This is a genomic window from Cohnella sp. GCM10012308, assembly GCF_042649185.1.
GTDB lineage: Bacteria > Bacillota > Bacilli > Paenibacillales > Paenibacillaceae > Cohnella.
On sequence record NZ_JBHRYU010000040.1, the window covers coordinates 1 to 18637 of the forward strand.

13 protein-coding genes are annotated in these 18637 nt (G+C 53.0%); 5 read left to right on the forward strand and 8 right to left on the reverse strand.

The genetic code is table 11. The annotated features are described in order from the left end of the window. Nucleotides 1-162 precede the first annotated feature (162 nt). From ACFOTD_RS29720 to ACFOTD_RS29730, 3 genes are read right to left on the reverse strand one after another with little or no spacing between them, the layout of a single operon-like run. Nucleotides 163-1701, reverse strand: a complete 1539-nt coding sequence (locus ACFOTD_RS29720) for an alpha/beta hydrolase family protein (RefSeq protein WP_378123588.1) — start codon at nucleotides 1699-1701, stop codon at nucleotides 163-165. Continuing rightward, the gene (locus ACFOTD_RS29725) at nucleotides 1587-2270 is read right to left on the reverse strand and encodes an SdpI family protein (RefSeq protein ID WP_378123589.1); all 684 of its coding nucleotides are present in this window, start codon (nucleotides 2268-2270) and stop codon (nucleotides 1587-1589) included. The genes ACFOTD_RS29720 and ACFOTD_RS29725 overlap by 115 nt, the downstream gene beginning before the upstream one ends. Continuing rightward, nucleotides 2270-2542 (reverse strand): autorepressor SdpR family transcription factor, encoded by a 273-nt coding sequence (locus ACFOTD_RS29730; RefSeq protein WP_378123590.1) that lies wholly within the window; start codon nucleotides 2540-2542, stop codon nucleotides 2270-2272. Before ACFOTD_RS29730 ends, ACFOTD_RS29725 begins: the two co-directional genes overlap by 1 nt. Nucleotides 2543-2784: 242 nt before the next feature. Here ACFOTD_RS29730 and ACFOTD_RS29735 point away from each other — a divergent pair, with 242 nt between their 5' ends. Continuing rightward, a complete protein-coding gene (locus ACFOTD_RS29735) occupies nucleotides 2785-3282 on the forward strand; it encodes a GNAT family N-acetyltransferase (protein WP_378123591.1) in 498 nt (165 codons plus the stop codon). A gap of 99 nt (nucleotides 3283-3381) precedes the next feature. Here ACFOTD_RS29735 and ACFOTD_RS29740 read toward each other — a convergent pair whose 3' ends face one another. Beyond that, the gene (locus ACFOTD_RS29740; protein WP_378123592.1) at nucleotides 3382-3858 is read right to left on the reverse strand and encodes a GyrI-like domain-containing protein; all 477 of its coding nucleotides are present in this window, start codon (nucleotides 3856-3858) and stop codon (nucleotides 3382-3384) included. A gap of 22 nt (nucleotides 3859-3880) precedes the next feature. Next, entirely contained in the window at nucleotides 3881-4360 is a 480-nt protein-coding gene (locus ACFOTD_RS29745; RefSeq protein ID WP_378123593.1) for a hypothetical protein, read from the reverse strand. A gap of 122 nt (nucleotides 4361-4482) precedes the next feature. Between ACFOTD_RS29745 and ACFOTD_RS29750 the strand changes: the two genes are divergently transcribed. From ACFOTD_RS29750 to ACFOTD_RS29765, 4 genes are all read left to right on the forward strand, one after another. Next, nucleotides 4483-5460: a helix-turn-helix transcriptional regulator gene (locus ACFOTD_RS29750; protein WP_378123594.1), complete on the forward strand. Its 978-nt coding sequence runs from the start codon at nucleotides 4483-4485 to the stop codon at nucleotides 5458-5460. 197 nt (nucleotides 5461-5657) lie between these two features. Further along, a complete protein-coding gene (locus tag ACFOTD_RS29755) occupies nucleotides 5658-7922 on the forward strand; it encodes a winged helix-turn-helix domain-containing protein (RefSeq protein ID WP_378123595.1) in 2265 nt (754 codons plus the stop codon). Between the two features lie 149 nt (nucleotides 7923-8071). Then, the gene (locus tag ACFOTD_RS29760) at nucleotides 8072-9811 is read left to right on the forward strand and encodes an ABC-F family ATP-binding cassette domain-containing protein (RefSeq protein ID WP_378123596.1); all 1740 of its coding nucleotides are present in this window, start codon (nucleotides 8072-8074) and stop codon (nucleotides 9809-9811) included. A 249-nt stretch (nucleotides 9812-10060) separates the two neighbouring features. Next, nucleotides 10061-12196, forward strand: coding sequence for a methyl-accepting chemotaxis protein (locus ACFOTD_RS29765; protein ID WP_378123597.1), 2136 nt, complete (start codon nucleotides 10061-10063; stop codon nucleotides 12194-12196). A gap of 106 nt (nucleotides 12197-12302) precedes the next feature. On the opposite strand, the gene ACFOTD_RS29770 is transcribed toward ACFOTD_RS29765, so the two are convergent. The 3 genes from ACFOTD_RS29770 to ACFOTD_RS29780 form a co-directional block, all read right to left on the reverse strand. Further along, the gene (locus tag ACFOTD_RS29770) at nucleotides 12303-14210 is read right to left on the reverse strand and encodes a dihydroorotate dehydrogenase (protein WP_378123598.1); all 1908 of its coding nucleotides are present in this window, start codon (nucleotides 14208-14210) and stop codon (nucleotides 12303-12305) included. A gap of 93 nt (nucleotides 14211-14303) precedes the next feature. Continuing rightward, the gene (locus tag ACFOTD_RS29775; protein ID WP_378123599.1) at nucleotides 14304-17342 is read right to left on the reverse strand and encodes a hybrid sensor histidine kinase/response regulator; all 3039 of its coding nucleotides are present in this window, start codon (nucleotides 17340-17342) and stop codon (nucleotides 14304-14306) included. 42 nt (nucleotides 17343-17384) lie between these two features. Next, nucleotides 17385-18557, reverse strand: a complete 1173-nt coding sequence (locus tag ACFOTD_RS29780; protein ID WP_378123600.1) for a response regulator — start codon at nucleotides 18555-18557, stop codon at nucleotides 17385-17387. Nucleotides 18558-18637 lie beyond the last annotated feature (80 nt).

An 18637-nucleotide genomic window follows, 5' to 3' on the forward strand; every position in this document is an offset into this window, starting at 1 on the left:
GTCGCCATCGACCAAAAACGCAAACGGGACGAAGCAGGAAACTCCCCTGCTTCGTCCCGTTTGGCTATTTCGGCTTCATTTCAGCTTTTTGCTTCAACTTCAAAGGGCTTTTGGGACAGCCCCTTTTTGTCATGTACCGCGCTTGCGCCCCCAATTTTGCCGTTAATCGTTGTTCGCGATCCAGCTGGCGATATCCGCAATTACTTGCGGATCGACGCTACCCGGAATCTTATATTCGGCTGCGGTGCCTTCCCCGCTGCCGCTATAATTTACGAAAAAGTGGTTTAATCCGGGGTATAGCTTCAAGACTGCGCTTGGCTTATCCTTCAAGGCTTCCTGCCAGAGCACATAATCTTTGTCGGCATACACCTGGAAGTCGTCGCTGCCCTGCAGCACCATGATCGGCTTATTCGATGCGGCTACCAGCTCTCCGGTATCGTGGATATCCATATCGCGGAGATAATAGGCCGGCACGCCGAAGACGGATTGGCCGAGCGCTTCCTCTTCCGGCATGCTTTTGATGCTCGCTGCCTTGCGCAGTTCGTCAGCTAACCATGCCGCGTTCGCTGCCTTGGCCGGATCGCTGTCGTCCATCGTATCGACAGAGGCTTTATTCTGATCGTGGATGAGCGCCCATAAGGGGCGAGTCGTGCCTGCCATGATGACCAAGCCGGCGAAATCTCCGCCTTCCGCATCGATTCTGGGAGCCATCATGCCGCCAAGGCTGTGCCCGATCACATAGACTTGGGAGGCGTTTATTCGCTCGTCTTTTTTGAGCAACCGAGAGGCTGCGATCGCATCGTCAATCGTTTCTTCCTTGACTGTGAACTTCGCCAGCATCTCGGGGGTGAAGCTGCTTGCATGAGCCAGGGTTCTTTTTTCGTAACGAAGAACGGCGATGCCCTGCTCCGCCAGTCCCCACGCGATATCGCGGAATGGCTTGTAGCCGCCTACGGTTTCGTCCCGATCGCTTGGACCGGAGCCATGGACAAGAACGGCTGCCGGCAGAGGGCCGTCGGCCTCTCTGGGCATCGTTAAAGTCCCCTTCAGCGGGAAGGCTGTTCCCTCGCCGATCACGACCTCTTCCTCTACTAATTGAGACGGCAGCTCTTTCTCGATAGGAGGGGCGGAGCTTGCGATGACAGCCTCGTTAAGGTCGGCATTGTATGACGTATACAGACCGAGCACCGACTGGAAGAAGGCAAGCGGAACGAATGCGCGACCTTGCTTCAGCACCGCGTTCTTTCCGAACAAGAGGGGACCTTTTCCATTTATGGCGGCGCTGTTGTCTCCGATTTTAAACATAATTGAAGCGGTGGGTACAAGAAGCTCGATTTCTTTCGCGGCTCCCCGGTATACGGTTTTCATGCCTAAAGCGTCTGCCGCGGCACGCACAGGAATCATCACTTCATTGTTATCCAGGTAGGGCTGCGCATCGGTAAAGGAGATGGCTTTACCTTCAAGAAGCACCTTGATGGCGTTAGCGGATGCATCGACCGAGAATGTCGTTAGAGGAACGATAAGCGCAACGAACAGTAAGAGCGTCTTTTTCATGAACGAACCGCCTTTCCATTGAATTAAATTTTTTAGGATTGAGCTTTGCGCATGTAGAGCATATAAGAATAGGCGAAGGGAACCAAGGAACTGACCAAGACACATGTAAACAATACGGGCATGATCCAATCTGAAGCGATGATCCACGCACTGATAAACATGAGGATACCCGCGACAAACCATAATCTCCCCGAGAAACGATGAGTCCGCTTCCAGTTGTGCTCATCCGTCAGCGCCCAAGGTGTCCTTATGCCTATAAAAAAGTTGCTGCGGAGCTGGCCCATCCGATTCCCGATCGCTATCCATAGCAGACCCAGGCCGCCCAGCACAAGGTGAAGCGTAGGTACGTTGTAATCCAGGTTCACGAAAATAACGACAAGCAGGACGGCTTGGAGGAACAGGCTGATAATCCAGCGCATCAGATAATAATAACCATCGAAAAATCGGTAATTTTGACGGCGTGGATCGACGCGTCTCAGGAGGGACAGTACGGCAGGCAGCGCCACCGTGATGACGGCGTTGATCAGCCAGAAGAACGGCTTCGACATGGAGCCGTCTTGCTCTCCTTGACCATTGAAGTGGGTGCCTACCTCTGCTGGAAGATCATCGTTAAAGAGGATGAACATAACGACAAAGATCAGGGCATTGATGCCCAACAGCAACCAATCCCTGCCGGACCACGCAAGCTTCTCTTGCGTATACTCGTGTTTATTCATTAGGAAGAACCTCCTTTGGCTCCGATCATGCCAAGAAACCAGCCCATGGCCTCCTGCATGACGGACAAATTGATGGAATAAATCATATTCTGGCCTTGCCGCTCATCCTGAACGAGACGGGCTTGCTTCAAGATGCCGAGGTGATGGGAGATGCTTGGCTTGGATATATCGAAATGACTGGCAATCTCTCCCGCGGTAAGATCCTTATCTTTAAGTAATTGAAGAATTTTCCTTCGAGTCGGATCGGACAATGCTTTGAAGGTGTCGTTCATGAAATGGCATAACATCCTTTCGTCGATTCAAGAATTTGATATTTAGATAAATTTCTAATTAACTTGTATTTAGATGATAAGCTAAATATTAAATAGACACAAGCAAAAGTCGGAAGTGAATTCGATGAATGAATAGAAAAACTCAATTAACGAATGCTATAAGTTTATGTTAGAGTGTATTTGAGTTTATTCCGAGCAAAAGCCTTGAATTTCAATATTATTTTGCAGGGAGTCCTTTGAGGATGAGTGACATTTATCGTTTAGCGACGCAAGAGGATGCGGAGAGACTACAAGGGGTTATTTACGAGGCTTATGTCACGATACGCGAGCTGGAGCTTCATTGGCCTGCCGCTCATGTGGATTTGGCGATGATCCAGACGAATATCGCGGAAAATGAATGCTATGTTTTGGAGATTGATGGGGAAGTTAAAGCTACGGTTACCTTGTCTAAAGGCAATGAGCTTAAAGGCATTACGGATCTGCCATTCCTGAGATGGTTTGCCGTGGATCCTGCGTCTCAGGGAAAAGGGGTCGGCAACAAGCTGCTCACTTGGGTGGAGGAGCAAATCATTCGCGATAAGTTGGGTGCTCCAGCGGTTACATTAGCGACGGCCGAGAAACATCCATGGCTGCTGCCTATGTATGAACGTCGAGGCTATGAGCGATTGATGGCCTTTGACCCGGGGAATGGGGACGGGACGATGCATTTATTAAAGAAAAGTGTCACGCTGGGCAACTAAAATAGAGCAACGGCTTATGCGACCGTAAATTCGGGGTCATACCGGCTATAGCCGTACGGGGGAGTCACCCGTGCGGCTAAAGTCGGTACGACGGCCCTATTATTTTTGAACCACAGGAACCCAAAACTCGCCGTAGAACGTGCCATCGCCGTTTTCTTTACGATAAGTCGCATTCGGACCGCCGATGTAAGCATAGTCCGTGACTTGCGACAAGACTTCGGCAAAAGCGCGATAAGTCAACTGATCGAACAAGGCTTCCTTGTCGCCGGTGCCTGCGATCACGATGTACTCGCTCTCCGGAAACTCGATCATGCGCGTTGCGTCAGCCACCGATTTGCTAGCCTCTACCGCGAAGTAATTCCACGGTCTGCCTTGATAAACCTCGTTGACCGACCATTCACGATCGTCTTTTGCGGCCGCCTTAAGCTTATCAAAACGTCCGTCGGCCATCAGTCCTCCCCAAAACGCCGCTTTTTCTTTTTGCATAGCCGGCGCGTCTCCGAAATGGGATTGCATCGAAAAACCGTAAGCGGTCAGTGTAAACGACTTTTTGTGTTCGACGGCGTAACTATCCACGAGAGCGCTCCTTTACTTAAGATTAGTCTCCTGTTTTTTTCGCACGAAGCCACATTTCGCCGTAGAACTTGCCGTCTTCGGCTGCTTTGACGAATGTGGAGTTGCCGGGACCGACGTATTTGTAGTCCGTGATTTCTTGCAGCAGGCCGCCGAAAACTTTGCCTGTTATTTCGTCGGCAAGGCGGTCCTTGTCGGCGCCAGTGCCAGGCACCACGAGGTATTCCCCGGCGAGGAAGTCGAGAACGACCGCGTCTTCCGCGTCGTATGCACCCATCACGCCGAAGCCGCGCCAAGCTTTGCCGCCGATGACGTAATTGATCTGATATTCCTGCCCGTCAGCGAGCGCGAGAAGCGCGGCAAGCTTGCCGTTTTCAGTGATTTCCGTTTTTTTCGCTGCCGTTTTTGCCGCATTGCCTGCCCAGTCGTTGTAGTCCTCCAGTAAAACGCCGAAAGCAGTCATTTTGTAGTTTTCCGAGACGGTTTGGATGGCGTAGCTAGACATTTTTATTCTCTCCTTTGGGATGATTCTTTACAAGATTGATATTATTCGCTAAATGTATCAAAAAACGATACTCTTTTTGCTGGATTCAAAAAACGATGCTGCATTTCTGATACAATACAGTCATGAAAAAGACCGAACGAGTGAACCTGATTATGCGCTTTATCAATAACCGCGCGCATTTTACGATTGCGGAGATTCAGCGGGAGTTCAAGATTTCCCGCGCGACGGCGATCCGCGACATTAACGAGATCCAGGCGATGGGTTTCCCGTTGACGTCCGAGCTAGGGCGCGGGGGTGGCTACAATGTCCTGCAAAATCAGTACCTGTCCGCCGTCCGTTTCACGCCGGAGGAGCTCAAAGCGATATTTATCAGCTTTATCGCTTCGAAAAATTCGCAGCTGCCTTATTTGCAAAATCGCCGCTCGATCACTGAAAAACTCATCGGCATCGCCTCGCAAGCCCAGCACGACGAGCTGATCGAGCTGAATCATATCCTGCTTTTCGAAAATACGAATCCTGCGAATCCGAATCTGCTGGAGCTCGATGATACGGCGCCTGCGGAGTTGAACCAGCTGATCTCGCTTGCTGTGCGGGATAAGCACCTGCGCTTGACTTATGAGCCAAGTGCCGGCTGGCCTCAGTTGATGGACGTATTTTTGATTCATATTTTTAACTCGAACGCGCATTGGCTGGTCGAGGTTTATGATTTCGATACGGATGAGTTTCGGTATTTACCTGTCGAGATGCTGCGGGATTCGGCCATCTCCACGGAGAAGATGAAGCGATCCGAGCAAGAGATTTTAAGCAAGAAGCGGCTTGGCGCACGGGAGTCCAATTTGGTTGTAAAGCTTGACTGGACCGGGATTCAGCGCTTTAAGCGCATGCACCCGCCGGGGATTATTTTATCCTTTACAGGGATGTTCCAGTCGAGCGGGATTTTTAACGTTCAATTGGACGTGAACGATGCCGAGGCGCTGGCGTATTATGCGGATTGGCTTTTGTTTTTGGGGAAAGGCGTCGAGTTTGAACGGATTCCCGATGAGCTGCGCTTGATTTTGGAAGCGCGGTTAAAGGAAAGTGCAGATACGTTAGCCAAATAAATGCCGGGCGAAGATAGCGCTGCGGTTTAGCCTAACTCAGGATTCTGGGCCCTACTGTCGACATAGTCATTATTAAAACCTATTTTCTGTCGTTTTCGGAGGGTTGCCAGTTGATTGTCCAGACCAAGCTATATATTCCGCGTTTGCGTAACGCTTTAGTGCCACGGCCGCAGTTAATGCGCAAGCTCGACGAGGGGATGACAGCCAAGTTGACGCTGGTCTCCGCGTCGGCAGGCTACGGGAAGACGACGGCGCTCGGCGAATGGGCCAGACATAGCGGCGTCCTTGTGGCGTGGGTATCGCTGGACAAGCAGGATGACGAGTGGGTCCCGTTCTGGAGCTACGTCATCGCTTCGATCCAGAAGAGGATCCCCGGCTTTGCGCGAACGGTCTGGCCGCTGCTGGAGAAGGGGCCATCCGCGTCGTCCGAATCGCAGGAGCCCGCGATTTCCGCTCTGCTGAACGAGCTTCGTCAACTGTCCGCCGACCTGGCGGTCGTTCTCGACGATTTTCATCTGATCGAGCTGCCCGCCATTCAGAAGTCGTTGCGTTATTTGTTGGCGTACCTGCCTCCCCGCATTCATCTGTATATCGCGAGCCGAACCGATACAGCCGTTTCCGACGTCGGACTTCCGGCCAAGGGGGAAATGCGGCACATCACGGTTCGGGATTTGCGGTTTCATCCGGACGAGGGTTTGACCTTTTTCCGGGGGACGAAGGGTTTGTCGTTGTCCGAACAGCAGGCGGCCGAATTGTGCGAGCGGACGGAAGGCTGGATCAGCGGCCTGCAGCTCGCGGCGCTCGCGCTCAAGAGCAGCAGCGACATCGCGAGAGCGATACGGCAGTTTGACGGCCAGCAGCAACATATCGCCAATTATTTGCTCGAGGAAGTGTTCAGTCATCTATCGGACGAGATGCGCGCCTTTTTGCTCCGAACGTCTATTCTGAGCCGTATGAATCATGCCCTATGCGAAGCTGTAACGGGACAATCGAACAGTCAGGAGTACCTGCAGCAGCTGGAGCAATGGAATTTGTTCATCAGCCCGCTGGACGATCGGCGGGACTGGTACCGATATCATCAGCTGCTGTCCGATTTTCTGCAGCGGCTGTTCGCTCAAAGCGCGCCCGAGGACTGGATGCTTGCGCATGCCCGCGCGGCCGATTGGCTGGAGCGCCATGGCTTCGAAGAGGATGCGGCCAGGCACTATTTGGAAGGCCGGCAGTACGGCGGCGCCGTTCGCGTGATCGAGAACAATCTGCAAGCTTTCTTGCAGAAGAAGTTCGCTACGCTGAGCAGATGGATCTTGCAGCTTCCGGAGCCCTTCATCTCGAAGCGGCCGATGGTCGAGATGTTCTATCTGCTGCTGCTCATCGGAATCCGGCAATGGGATAAGGCCTATGCGAAAGCAGAGCAAGCCAAACGCCGCTACGAGAACCAGAAGGGGCAAATGGACGAAACGGAATGGAAGCAAATGATGGGCGATATCTGCTTCGTTTGCGCCTCCTCCAGCTATTTTGAGAAGGATCTGGACCGGGTATCGGCATACTTTGAGCTAGCGGACCTGTATACGCCGGAAGGCGGCTTCCTTCAAACGATCGGGGACAATCGCTATAGCGGTTACGAAGAATTCGAGGATCATTTGTCCTTCATTAACGATTATCGGGCTGCGGCTGCATTTCTGTTGAAGTGGACGTCCAGATGGGCGCATCAGAAAGGGCATCCGTTTGCCGGTCGGCTGTACGCTTCGTACAGCATGCTGCTTTACGAATGGAACCGGATGGAAGAGGCCGAGCGCTGCATTCGTCACGTCCTTCTCCCCGATGAAGCGCATCTTAATACGCGGAGCTTGATGCAGATTTACATCGGCGCCTCGCGAATTCAGCAAACGCTCGGCCGTCCCGCGGAGGCGGCGGAGCTGCTGACGCGTTTGGAAGGCCGGATCGAATCTCCGGATTACGCGCTTTTCCGGCAAAAAATTGAAGCAGAGAAAGCTTGTCTGGCCGTGCGCCAAGGCGCATTGGATGCGGCGGCGGAATGGCTGGAGCGGTGCGGGATGGCCTCGACGGATGAAGTATCGATGAATGGCGTCTCGGCGTATATCGCTTTGGCGAACGTGCTCGCAGCATGCGGCCGTACGGAGGAAGCGTCGGCCTTGGCGGAACGCTTGCAGCAATTGTTCCGGCAAGAAGACCGTCTCCGCGATCGGATTCGAATTCTCATTCTGCAAAGCTTGATCATGCATCGCACCGATCGAACGAAGGAGGCGCTCGATCTGCTGACGACCGCTTTGCGCTTGGCGGAGCCGCAGGGGTTCGTTCGCAGCTTCGTGGACGAAGGCCAGGCGATGGCGGAGCTGCTGAAGTCGATCGAGGCGAGCCCGGTGCCCGAGGCCGACTATGCAGGGCAAATCTTGCGCGCCTTCGCGGATGCAGATCCGCTGTTCCGGGCGGCTGCGCATTGAGACGGGGAGGGGAGGCGCGCAAGCGGCGGACTTATAGGAGGACGGCGCATTCGGACCGTCGGAACATATGCGATTGAAGTCGGTTGTGATCAGTGTTACGCTAACAACGGCAAACGCCAAATCTATGTTTTACAAGGAAAGGTCATACGATGATAAAAGTTGAACAACTCTCCTTCTCGTTTCCGCAAAAAGAATTATATAAAAACATTTCATTTACGCTTGAAGAAGGACAGCATTGCGCATTTATCGGAACGAGCGGCAATGGGAAAAGTACGTTAATAGACATCCTGATGGATCCGGACAGATATATGTTCGAGGGCCTCTTAGACATAGACCCGGCTTGCAAAATCGGGCATGTAAGTCAATTCTCGCAACTCGATAACGCGAAAGAAACAACCGTTTTCGATTATATAGGGGAAGAATTCATCAAGCTACAAAACGAGATCACATCGATCTGTACGGAAATGGAATCCACCTCGGATCTGGATTCGTTATTGGAAAAGTATCAACTCGCTTTAGACGCGTTAGAGGCCATCGGCGGGGACGATTATGAAAGCAACATCAATAAGAAACTAAATCTAGCAAACCTTACGAAGCTAAGAGATCATAGGGTATCCGACCTGAGCGGCGGGGAATTCAAGCTTATTCAAGTGATGAAGGAAATGCTTCGTCGTCCTGACGTATTGATTATGGACGAGCCGGATGTATTTTTAGACTTTGAAAACCTAAATGCGCTAAAAAATCTCATTAATTCTCATAAAGGAACGCTGCTCGTTGTGACGCACAACCGATATTTACTGAATCATTGCTTCAACAAAATCCTGCACCTTGAAAACACGGAGATCCAAGAGTTTGACGGGCGATATATAGATTATAACTTCTCACTGCTTCAGACTAAAATTGAGCTACAAGAAATCGCAGTCGCCGAGGCAGAAGAAAGTGAGAGAAACGAGAAAGTCATCAACAATCTTAGAGTGATTGCAACTTATAATTCAGAAGCCTCTAGAGGTAGAGCGTTAAAAGCTAGAGTCAGGTTCCAAGAGCGATTGGAAGCGCGTAGAATTAAAGCGCCGTTCGTTGCGCTGAAGCAGCCGGCGATCCGTTTCGACCTGGATCATGAAATTGAAGATTGCACCGTCATACAGGTCAGTAATTATAGCGTTGCCTTTGATGAACTGCTTTTAGACCAAGTGAACTTTGAGATTAAATCTACGGATAAAGTAGCTATCATCGGCGCAAACGGTACCGGGAAAACAACTTTACTCCGGGATATCTTTAAAAACAGTCATGATGCAATTGAAATCAACGCTGACGTTAAATTGGCATATTTATCGCAGAATCAAGGCGAAGTGCTAAAGGATTCGAACACGATATTAGAAGAATTCATCGAGGCCGGATTTAAAACTTATGATGAGGTTAGATCGTACCTTTCAAGCTATGGCTTTGAAGGAGAAATCGTTAATCAGAAGATTGCCTCTTTATCCGGCGGAGAGAAAAATTTGCTTCAAATCGCTAAAGTCGCCGCCAGTAAAGCAAACGTATTGCTTCTTGATGAACCGACCAGCCATTTAGACACCTATACGCAAGTCGCCCTGGAGAAAGCCATTGGAGACTACAAGGGCGCCATTCTCATGATTTCTCATGATTTCTATTCGGTCGTAAACGGTATGGATTATGTATTAGTCATTGAAGATAAGACGATCAGAAAAATGAGCATGCGAAAATTTAGACAGATGATCTATGCCAGCCATTTTGATCGAGATTATCTGGAAAAGGAAGAAAAGAAAAAGTCGGTTGAAATGAAAATAGAATCGGCTTTAAAAGATACGGATTTTGAACTTGCCAAAGGATTGGTCGATGAGTTGGAAGCGCTGATTAAGCTGCTTTGAATTTACGGTGAATCCGGTATGTTTGCGAGAGAAGCTGCCAGCGATGGTAGCTTTTTTTGGTAGGTTAGACGTCATTAACGACAGCAAATGGTGCTCCAAGTCGAGTAGCCGTTGGCTGCAGATCGATCTCGGTTCCGTGAAGCAAGCGAACAAAAGCTGAACGTAACGACGCCTACGCAAACCACGAATGCGGCAGCAAGGATTTATGAATTTGAGGTATACGGTCCTAATTTTACAACCTAATCTTGAGTGAGTTGTGAAGCGCGGCTTGAAAACGGTTACCAAAGTATACCATTTTATATCTTCATATTGACTTTACAAGACCCGATATATACTGATGGACCAACAAGCAATGCATCAGGTATCGGAGGACGGATTATGAAGTTCAAATGGAATCGGGGAAGAAGCTCTATACGGCTGAAGCTGTCAATTGTGCTGCTTATGCTAGTTATCATTCCCTTGCTAGGTACGGCTCTATTTTATATTCAGTACTTCACAGGCGTTTCGAAAAACGACAAAGGACAAATGCAGGAGACAGTCGAAGAGCTGAATATTTCTCGAATCGACGATTGGATGCAATCCAAATTTTCTGCTTTACAGGAGTTGAGCAGTCAGCATCAAGACGAGTTCCAGTCAGCGGATCCGAAGAAACTCATTCCCATCCTTAGGGTGCTTGACGATAGCGATAAGGAGATCAGTACATATACCGTGCTGGGCTCGGATGGCAAAGGCATTGATACGAACCAGGTTTCCCTCGACGCCTCGGATCGGGCATATTTTATAAAGATTAAGGAGACGAAGCAACCGGTCATCTCGGACATGCTGGTCAGCAAGAAGACGAACAAGTATGTCTTGCCTATGGTTGTTCCGCTTTTGGATGCCTCGGGAAAATTCGTCGGCGCCATTTCGGCTAGCGTGTCTCCCGAGACGCTAACGACGCTGACCAATAAAATTAAGGTTGGCAAAACCGGATTCGGTTACATCCTATCGGGACAAGGCGAATATTACACCTATCCGGACCAAAGCAGAATCGGAAAATCATTGGAAGACTTTCAACCCACCGCTAGCGAGAAAAACGCCTTTCAGAAGATTCTGGCTGCCGGATCGAGCGGGTCTGTCGAATACCGGGAGTCGGGAGGAAAGCAGCTTATCGTGCAATATGCCTCGATTCCAAATACGGATTGGAAGTTGATCGTGGCTGCCCCAAAAAGCGAAATCATGGCGGATGTGAATCGTGCCAAGACGTTGACCGTATGGATTATCGTCGCGGTACTCCTGTTAGTCGGATTGATCGCCGTCTTCGTGACGGGCATGATCGTCAAGCCGATCCTGGCTATCTCTGAAGTGATGAAAAAAGTGGCGACCGGACACTTGAAGGATCGCGTACAAGTCCGAACAAAGGACGAGCTCGGGCAGATGGGCGGCAACATTAACGAGATGATCGACTCCCTTGCCGGCATTGTACGGCAAATCAATAAGACGGTAGACCAGGTGGCGGGCGAATCGGAGGAGTTGAAGCGGTCTGCAGAGCAGTCTTCCGATGCCGCCTCGCAGATTGCCGCCTCCATTCAGGAGGTGGCGGACGGTGCCGATGCGCAGCTTCAAGGGTCGGAGCAATCTGCCCGGGCCATGGAGGAGGTGGCTGGAGGCATCCAGCGAATCGCCGAATCCTCCGGCAGCGTCGCGGACATGACCAACCGCGTCGCCCTTGAAGTCGAAGACGGCGTCGCCGACATTACCACCGCGATCGAGCAGATGGATGTGATCGGCGCTTCCGCCGAGGAGGCATCCGCTGCGATGGAGGAATTGTCCGCACGCTCCAACGAGATCGGGCGGATTGTCGACGTAATCTCAGACATTTCGAACCAAACGGCGCTTCTTTCCCTGAACGCCTCGATCGAAGCCGCACATGCCGGCGAACAGGGCCGAGGCTTCGCGGTAGTGGCCAATGAGGTCAAGAAACTCGCGGAACAAACCCAGCGTTCGGTAGAGGATATTGGCAGCTTAATCGGCAGCATTCAACTTACCTCGGACAGGGCCATGCGCTCTATGCAGCGAAACGTGGAGGCGATCGACGAAGGTGTCGTAAAGATGAGAAGCATCGGCGATGGGTTTCAGCAAATCCGAGTTGCGGTGCGAGATACGGCCGGACAAATCCAGGACATCTCCGCCACGACCGAACAACTATCCGCCGGCTCGGAGGAGGTATCCGCGTCCGTTGCGGAAATGGTCGGAATCTCCAAAGCATCTGCAGAGAGTACGCAGACCGTAGCAGGTTCGGCGGAAGAGCAAAGTGCCATTTCAGAGGATATCACCACTTCGGCGCAGACGCTGAATCAGCGGATGGCCGAGCTCAAATCGATCGTGCAAACCTTCAAAGTTTAATCCATATTTAAACCTGGAACTTGTTGAAGCAAAGGAGCTGACGGCGGCAGCTCCTGTAGCTATTAATTCACCAACAAATGAATGAAATTCGAGCGAAGCTTCAGGTTCAGTCCCCCCTATCCACCCCATGCATATACGGATACAACAAAATCAACCCAGCCACATAAAGCGCAAAGGCAAACCAGGCAGGCAGCAAATGGATGAAATCGGTGTAGCCGATCCCGTAATGGACGCTCAGGCCTGCGATAAAGGCGGGCATGCCGCCGAAGAGGAGGGTTCTCCACAGCCAGCGTTGTCCGCGTTGGATTCCCCACAAAGCCGTGATTAATAACACGACGGCATCAGAGAATAACGCGCCGCCGAAGCCCGCGCGGTCGTGGGCGATGAGCGGGACGAGCCGGTAATTGAAGGCGTCCAGCTCTGCGGGCGTCAGCCGCAGGAACGTTAAGTCCGTCGGCACGAACACTTGCGTCACGCCGATGGCCGCAATCGTCAGACCCCCGATGGCTAAGGAAACGCCCAGCACCACGAAGCATAACTGTCCCCACATCGCCCGTTTCCATATTCGATCGTTAACCCTACTGACTGGCCCGCGAAATGGCCGGTCGGGGTTCTTTCTCAGCGACAGAAGGAACATGGGCAATAGAATAATGGCTGCCGCGGCATGCAGGGGATCAAAGAAGCCATAGCCTAGATATAGAAAGAAGCTTGGGAAACCGACAATACAAGAGGTCGTGACAGCCGTTTTGGCCCAATGCAGCCCGTCGCGCAATCCGTGCTTGGCTAACTGGTAATAGAGAATGCCGATGGAGATCAGCGTTCCGCTTAAGGTAATACGGTCATGGGACATAAAATGAAGCAAGTGTGCGTTAAATGCGATGAGTTCGTCCCTTTTCATATGGAGAAAGCGCTCGTCGTAGGGAAGCAGCACGCTCGATAATGCGATCAGCCAAGCGATAAATCCACCGATGATCATGCCGATCCCAAGCAAACACATCCAGCCCCAATGCCTCCAGAAGGATGGCGTTTCAGGGATGGCGGCGCTTGTTACTTTGTCGCTAATACTCGCATCGTTAATTCTCTTAGGCAGGCCCGGTCCGGCGAAAACAAATCCGCTGCCTAGAAGTACGGCATCTGCGCCGTTTTGAAGAAAAAGCGCCGCATCCTGGGGCTCATGGACGCCGGCGGCCACTTTGACGGTCCACTTTGAAGGCCCCAGCTGCCGTACAAGCCGAAGCGTCTCCAGGCCCGATGACTTTACGCAACTTCCTTGAACCGCCGCTCCGCCTTCCGCAGGTTGCTCTCCCCCGATCACGACACCGTCCCAGGCAGAGCAATCGATATGTTGCAGCAGATGGCGAAGCCGATCTTCCGATAAGCCGGGCGGGAGATATATAAAAAGAGTGCCTTTAGCTATCGCACATTCGGCCACTCGGCTCAGTATACGACAACATACGGAAGCGTCCTCAATGAGGGACGTTGTATCTACATAAATGCCCGCAGCGCCAACCGCCGTCAGACGATCGATCAGATGAGTAAACTGGGAAACCGCTTCAACATCGGACGCGTCAGGCATGGCAGCGATTCGTACGTACTTGGGCAGATTGTGTCCTGAAGCCGCGAGTTTTTGTATGATGGCAGGCAAGCCTTCGTTTTCGAAAGGCTCGGGAAAATAAATCAGCTCTTGCTTGGCATCGAGTTCAATCGGTTCGCGGGATCTGATCGGGTGTACGGTGACGGGGCCAATCTCCACGAAGCCGAAGCCAAGCCGGGCAAGCCCGCGTTGGGCGATGCCTTGGGGATCGATGGTGCCGGATAGACCTACAGGCGTCGCCGACCACCCCGTCTCGAGCAAAGGGGAAGGCTCCTGGTGGCCCAGCGTCTTAATGAGAAATGCGCCGCCTGGCATGCGTCCGACAGCGCCGAAGGCGCTAAGCGTGATGCGCTGTGCGGTTCGAGCCGGCAGACGGAACAGCAGCGGGCGAAACAAGGTTTGATAAGACCAATCCGGCACGTATCGCGGTCTCCTTTGGACGGACAACTTTAATCAGATCAAATATCATGTACGTGGCAAAGACAGGCAGGCGGGCGGGTGAGCTAGGCATGCTTAATGCTGCTGCTGAGGAATGGAAAACGTGACGGAGGTGCCTGCGGCCGGGTTGCTCTCAATGATTAGCGACTCGTTGTAAAGATGCTTGAGGCGTTTTTGAATATTTTCCAGACCGACATTCGCCCCTCGCGTGCCGCTGCCGTTCATGTCTTTGGCAGAAAAGCCTACGCCATCGTCCCGTACGTTCACATGCAGCCGATCGCCGCGAAGGTGGACGGAGATGCTGACGGTCCCGCCTTCCTCTCTGCGCATGACGCCGTGGTGGATGGCGTTCTCTACGATCGGCTGGAGCATAAGAGAAGGCATCCTGCAGGCGCCGGCTTCCGGATCGATATCGTACGCCACCCTGAGCTCGCTGCCAAAGCGAGCGAGTTCGATATCTACGTAAGCTCTAATCAAAGTCAGCTCCTGACGGACCTCGGCCAGCTCTGTCTCGCCTCTGAAGTCGAAGCTGTAGCGCAGGTAAGCGCTGAAGTTCTGGAGCACCGTGCGGGATTTGGCGTGATCCGTATGACTTAGCGACAGGATGGTGTTGAGCGTGTTAAACAAAAAGTGGGGTTTGATCTGCGCCTGCAGGAAAGCCAGCTCCTTCTGCACGACCTGTCCCATGGCTTGCTTAAGCGCGACGAGCGTCCTGACGCGGGTACGCAGCTCCGACATATCATAGGGCTTCAGCAGAAAATCGTTGGCTCCGGCCTCAAAGCCGTATGCCATGCCTTCCCTGCTCGAGCCCGCGGTAACGAGAAGGACGGGCAACTCGGGCAAGGTGTAGCGTTCTCTAATCCGTTTGCATAGCTCGTACCCGGTCATTCCCGGCATCATGATGTCCAAGATGCACAAATCGTAAGGTTGTTCGTCGATGCGGCGGAGCGCTTCTTCCCCGCTTCCCACTGCCGTCACCGTATAACCGTCCAGCGCAAGGACGTTCAGCAATGCGCGCAGGTTGCTGTAGTCGTCGTCCACGATCAGCACGTTTGTCGGGCCGTGGCCCTCCGTAGCGGAGAATTCATCCGGCTCCGGCGATGGTTTTGTCTTCGCTTCCGGCATGGCTTCTGCCGGCATCGGGGCCGCCGGCAGCGTGAGCGCCATGCGCGTGCCGCTGCCGACCGAAGAAGCTGCCGCGATCGTGCCTCCCTGCAGCTCGGCCAACTGCCGCGCGATAAACAAGCCGAGACCGACGCCGCCGGAGAGCTGGGTGTTCGTATCGGCCGCCTGTTCGTAGGACATAAAAACGGATTCGAGCCGATCGGGCGGAATGCCTCTGCCGGTATCGGAGACCGTGATCCTGACGCGGCCGGCCTCGGCGCTCGCAGTGACGGTGACGCTGCCCCGCTCCGTATACTTGACGGCATTGTCGATCAGATTCCGGATAATCTGATACAGTCTGTTTTCGTCCGCCAGGACGAAAAATTGTGCGGGCGCAATCCGATTGTCGAGCAGCAGCGGCTTGCTTTTGATTGCATAACCGTATAGTCCGATGACCGCCCCTACGACCGCGGATAGATCCACCGGCGCGATGTGCAGGACGAGATCGCGATGCTTCATGCGAGAGTAATCCAGAATGTCGTTGACCAATATCGTAAGCCGCCGGCCGATGTCCCTGACCAGCTGCAGATCTTCGGACTGCTCGCGGCCGAGCGGTCCCCGCGCGCCTTCGATCAAGGATTGCGAAATATTGATGATGCCGTTGAGCGGCGATTTGAATTCATGCGAAGTGTTGGCCAAAAATTCATCCTTGAGCTTGTCTGCCGCCGACAGCTTGTCCGTTAAGCGCCTGACTTGATTGTAGTCGTTCGTAAATTGCAGCGACATGTACAGCGCCTGGGAGATGACCAGAATCGGCTGGGCGATAGGCAGGAAAAAGTGGCCGTCCAGCTGCCAGAGCGTGTTGAGCGCGGAGGTGAACATCATGATAAAGCAGCTCATGGCGGAGAGCGTCAGATAGACGGCGCCGGGTCTGCGCTTGAGCGATGCCTTGTACATATAATAACCGTTCAGTCCCATGACAAAGGCGGACATCGGCAGGATCGAATAAATATAAGGCGCGTAGTACGTTGCTTTGGTGAAGATTACGAGCGCCGCGCACGCCGCCAGGACGATCTCCAGCACGCGAAGCGCCTTGCGCGAGAATACGCCGGGCAGCAGATAGTAGGTGAATCGGGAGAAGAAAAACAATACGCCGAGCGCGGACAAATTTTCAATCCACAGTTGCGGCATGACATCTAGCGAGGGCAGCAGCTTCATGAGAAGACGTTCCGAATGCGTCATCTGGTAGATACCGCCGGAGAAGCTGACAAATGCGAAGTAGATGAGCTCCTTGCTGTTGTTGCGCTGGAAATACAAGACGAAAAAGTACAGCCCGATAAAAAGAAAGCCTGAAGAAACGATCCCGTCCAACAGGACATTGTACTCGCTTAGATGGGCGATCACGTCCTGCCTACCAAGCGTAATCGTCTGCACCATGCCCGAGTTGAAGCTCTTGAAGCTTGCGACCTGAACGACGATATCGAGCTCACTGCTTCCTTGCAGTTGAAAATAGCCCGCGTAGGGGGTATTGCGATGGACGATGTCCGAGGCTGTCGCAGCCGGCGATCCGCTGTGCCCGATCTCGTCGCCGTTGACGAATATCCGGTTGGACGCCCGGATATTGGACGTCTTGAGCGCGAGCGTGCCTTGATTGCAGGAGAGCTTGGCTTGAAGGCGGTAGGTGGCATATCCGTTGATCGGCAGCTTGACGTCCCCGACGCGCTGACCGTTCCAGTGACCCGGCACGTTCATGTAGGTCTGGGGTTGTATGGTGCCTGCCGCCAGATCGGCGGGAGTTAAGAGCCGGGACCAATAAAAAGCCCATTCTCCGTTAAGCGGAACGGTAACGTCCGAGGCGCAATCCCATTCCCGCAGATCCATCGTGCCGGATACGGCGACCGGCTTGTAGGCGTGCTGATGCTGATAGATGGGAACGAAAAAAGTGGCGGCGTAAACGAGCGCTGAAAGGATAAAAACGAGACGAGGCTTATTTTCAAGCCATGTGCGCATAGTAAGTTTAATAATCGGCGCCCTCCCGGATGGCGAAAAGTTTTAGCCGGATGCTTTCCCGGCATTCAAAACGCGCTCGTACAATTGCTTGACGCCATCGCCGGGCTGCAGACCGAACTCTCGTTCAAGAATATCGGCCAGCCGATGATAATGCTGGATAAACCCGGTACGGTCGCCGCGCCTCTCCAGCAAGGCCAGCATCAGTTCATGAAAGCCTTCGTCGAGCGGATAGCGCCGCAGCAGCTCTCCCAGCTTGCGCTCCGCCCCGTCCTCATCGCCTTGCTTCAAGAGATGGCGGCAATATTGGCGGGAGCGATCGAGATACAGTACGAGCAGACGCTCGCGCTTGTCGATGCACCAGGGCGCGTCCATGTCTCCGTAAAGCTCTCCGGCATACAAAGCGAGCATGCGCTCGAACGGCTGGGCGTTGTCTCTGTCAACCTTCAAGCAGGTCGTAAAAAAGGCTTCGAACCGCTTAAAGTCCGCAGGCTCTCCCGACCACGACAGACGATACTTGCCGGAGGAGAACAGAAGGTCGGCGTGCAGACCCGAAGCCTTCAAAGCCTTGCGCGACTGATATACGGTGGTATGGAGCATCGTCAGCGCCTTGTCGACGTCAAGGTCGGGCCAGAGCTGCTCGATAATCTCCCATTTGGACATCGGCTGGTCGCTGTACAGTGCCAGAAAGGCGATGAGTTCTTCGCATTTGGCGGTTCGCCACTTGATTGGAGCCGAATTTCGCGAATCGATTTTGAAGCCGCCGAGCCCTTTAACGACGGTATATTCGTCCTGGGGTTCCGGAACGGGCTTTTCCCCGGCGGGGTTATTTTGAAGGTGAGGACGAGCTCTGGAGATTCGTTTCAGCACGCGGTCAACCGTCTGCCTGACCCGCTCCTCGTCCGCCGGCTTGAGCAGATAATTAATCGCATTCAGGCGAAACGCCTCGATGGCATAATGTCCGTAGCCCGTGACGAAGACGATGTCGGCTTCAAGACCAGGATAGCGCGCGAACAGCCGCTCGGCCAGTTCCAGGCCGCTCATGCTCGGCATATGGACATCGAGAAATATGACGTCCGGCGCCAGCTCGCCCAGCCGCTCCAGCGCTTCGGAAGGACGCCGGAAAGTGGCGACGACTTCCGTGCGCCCGTCCGAGGCGAGCAATATTCTCAGTAAGTCGATCGCAGGCTGCTCGTCGTCTATAATTATCGCTCTCATTAGGTGAAAGCCCCATTCGTCGAGAAAATTAGTACCTCCTTTTTACCATATTCTTTCTTTCTTTTCGACAGCGAATCAAG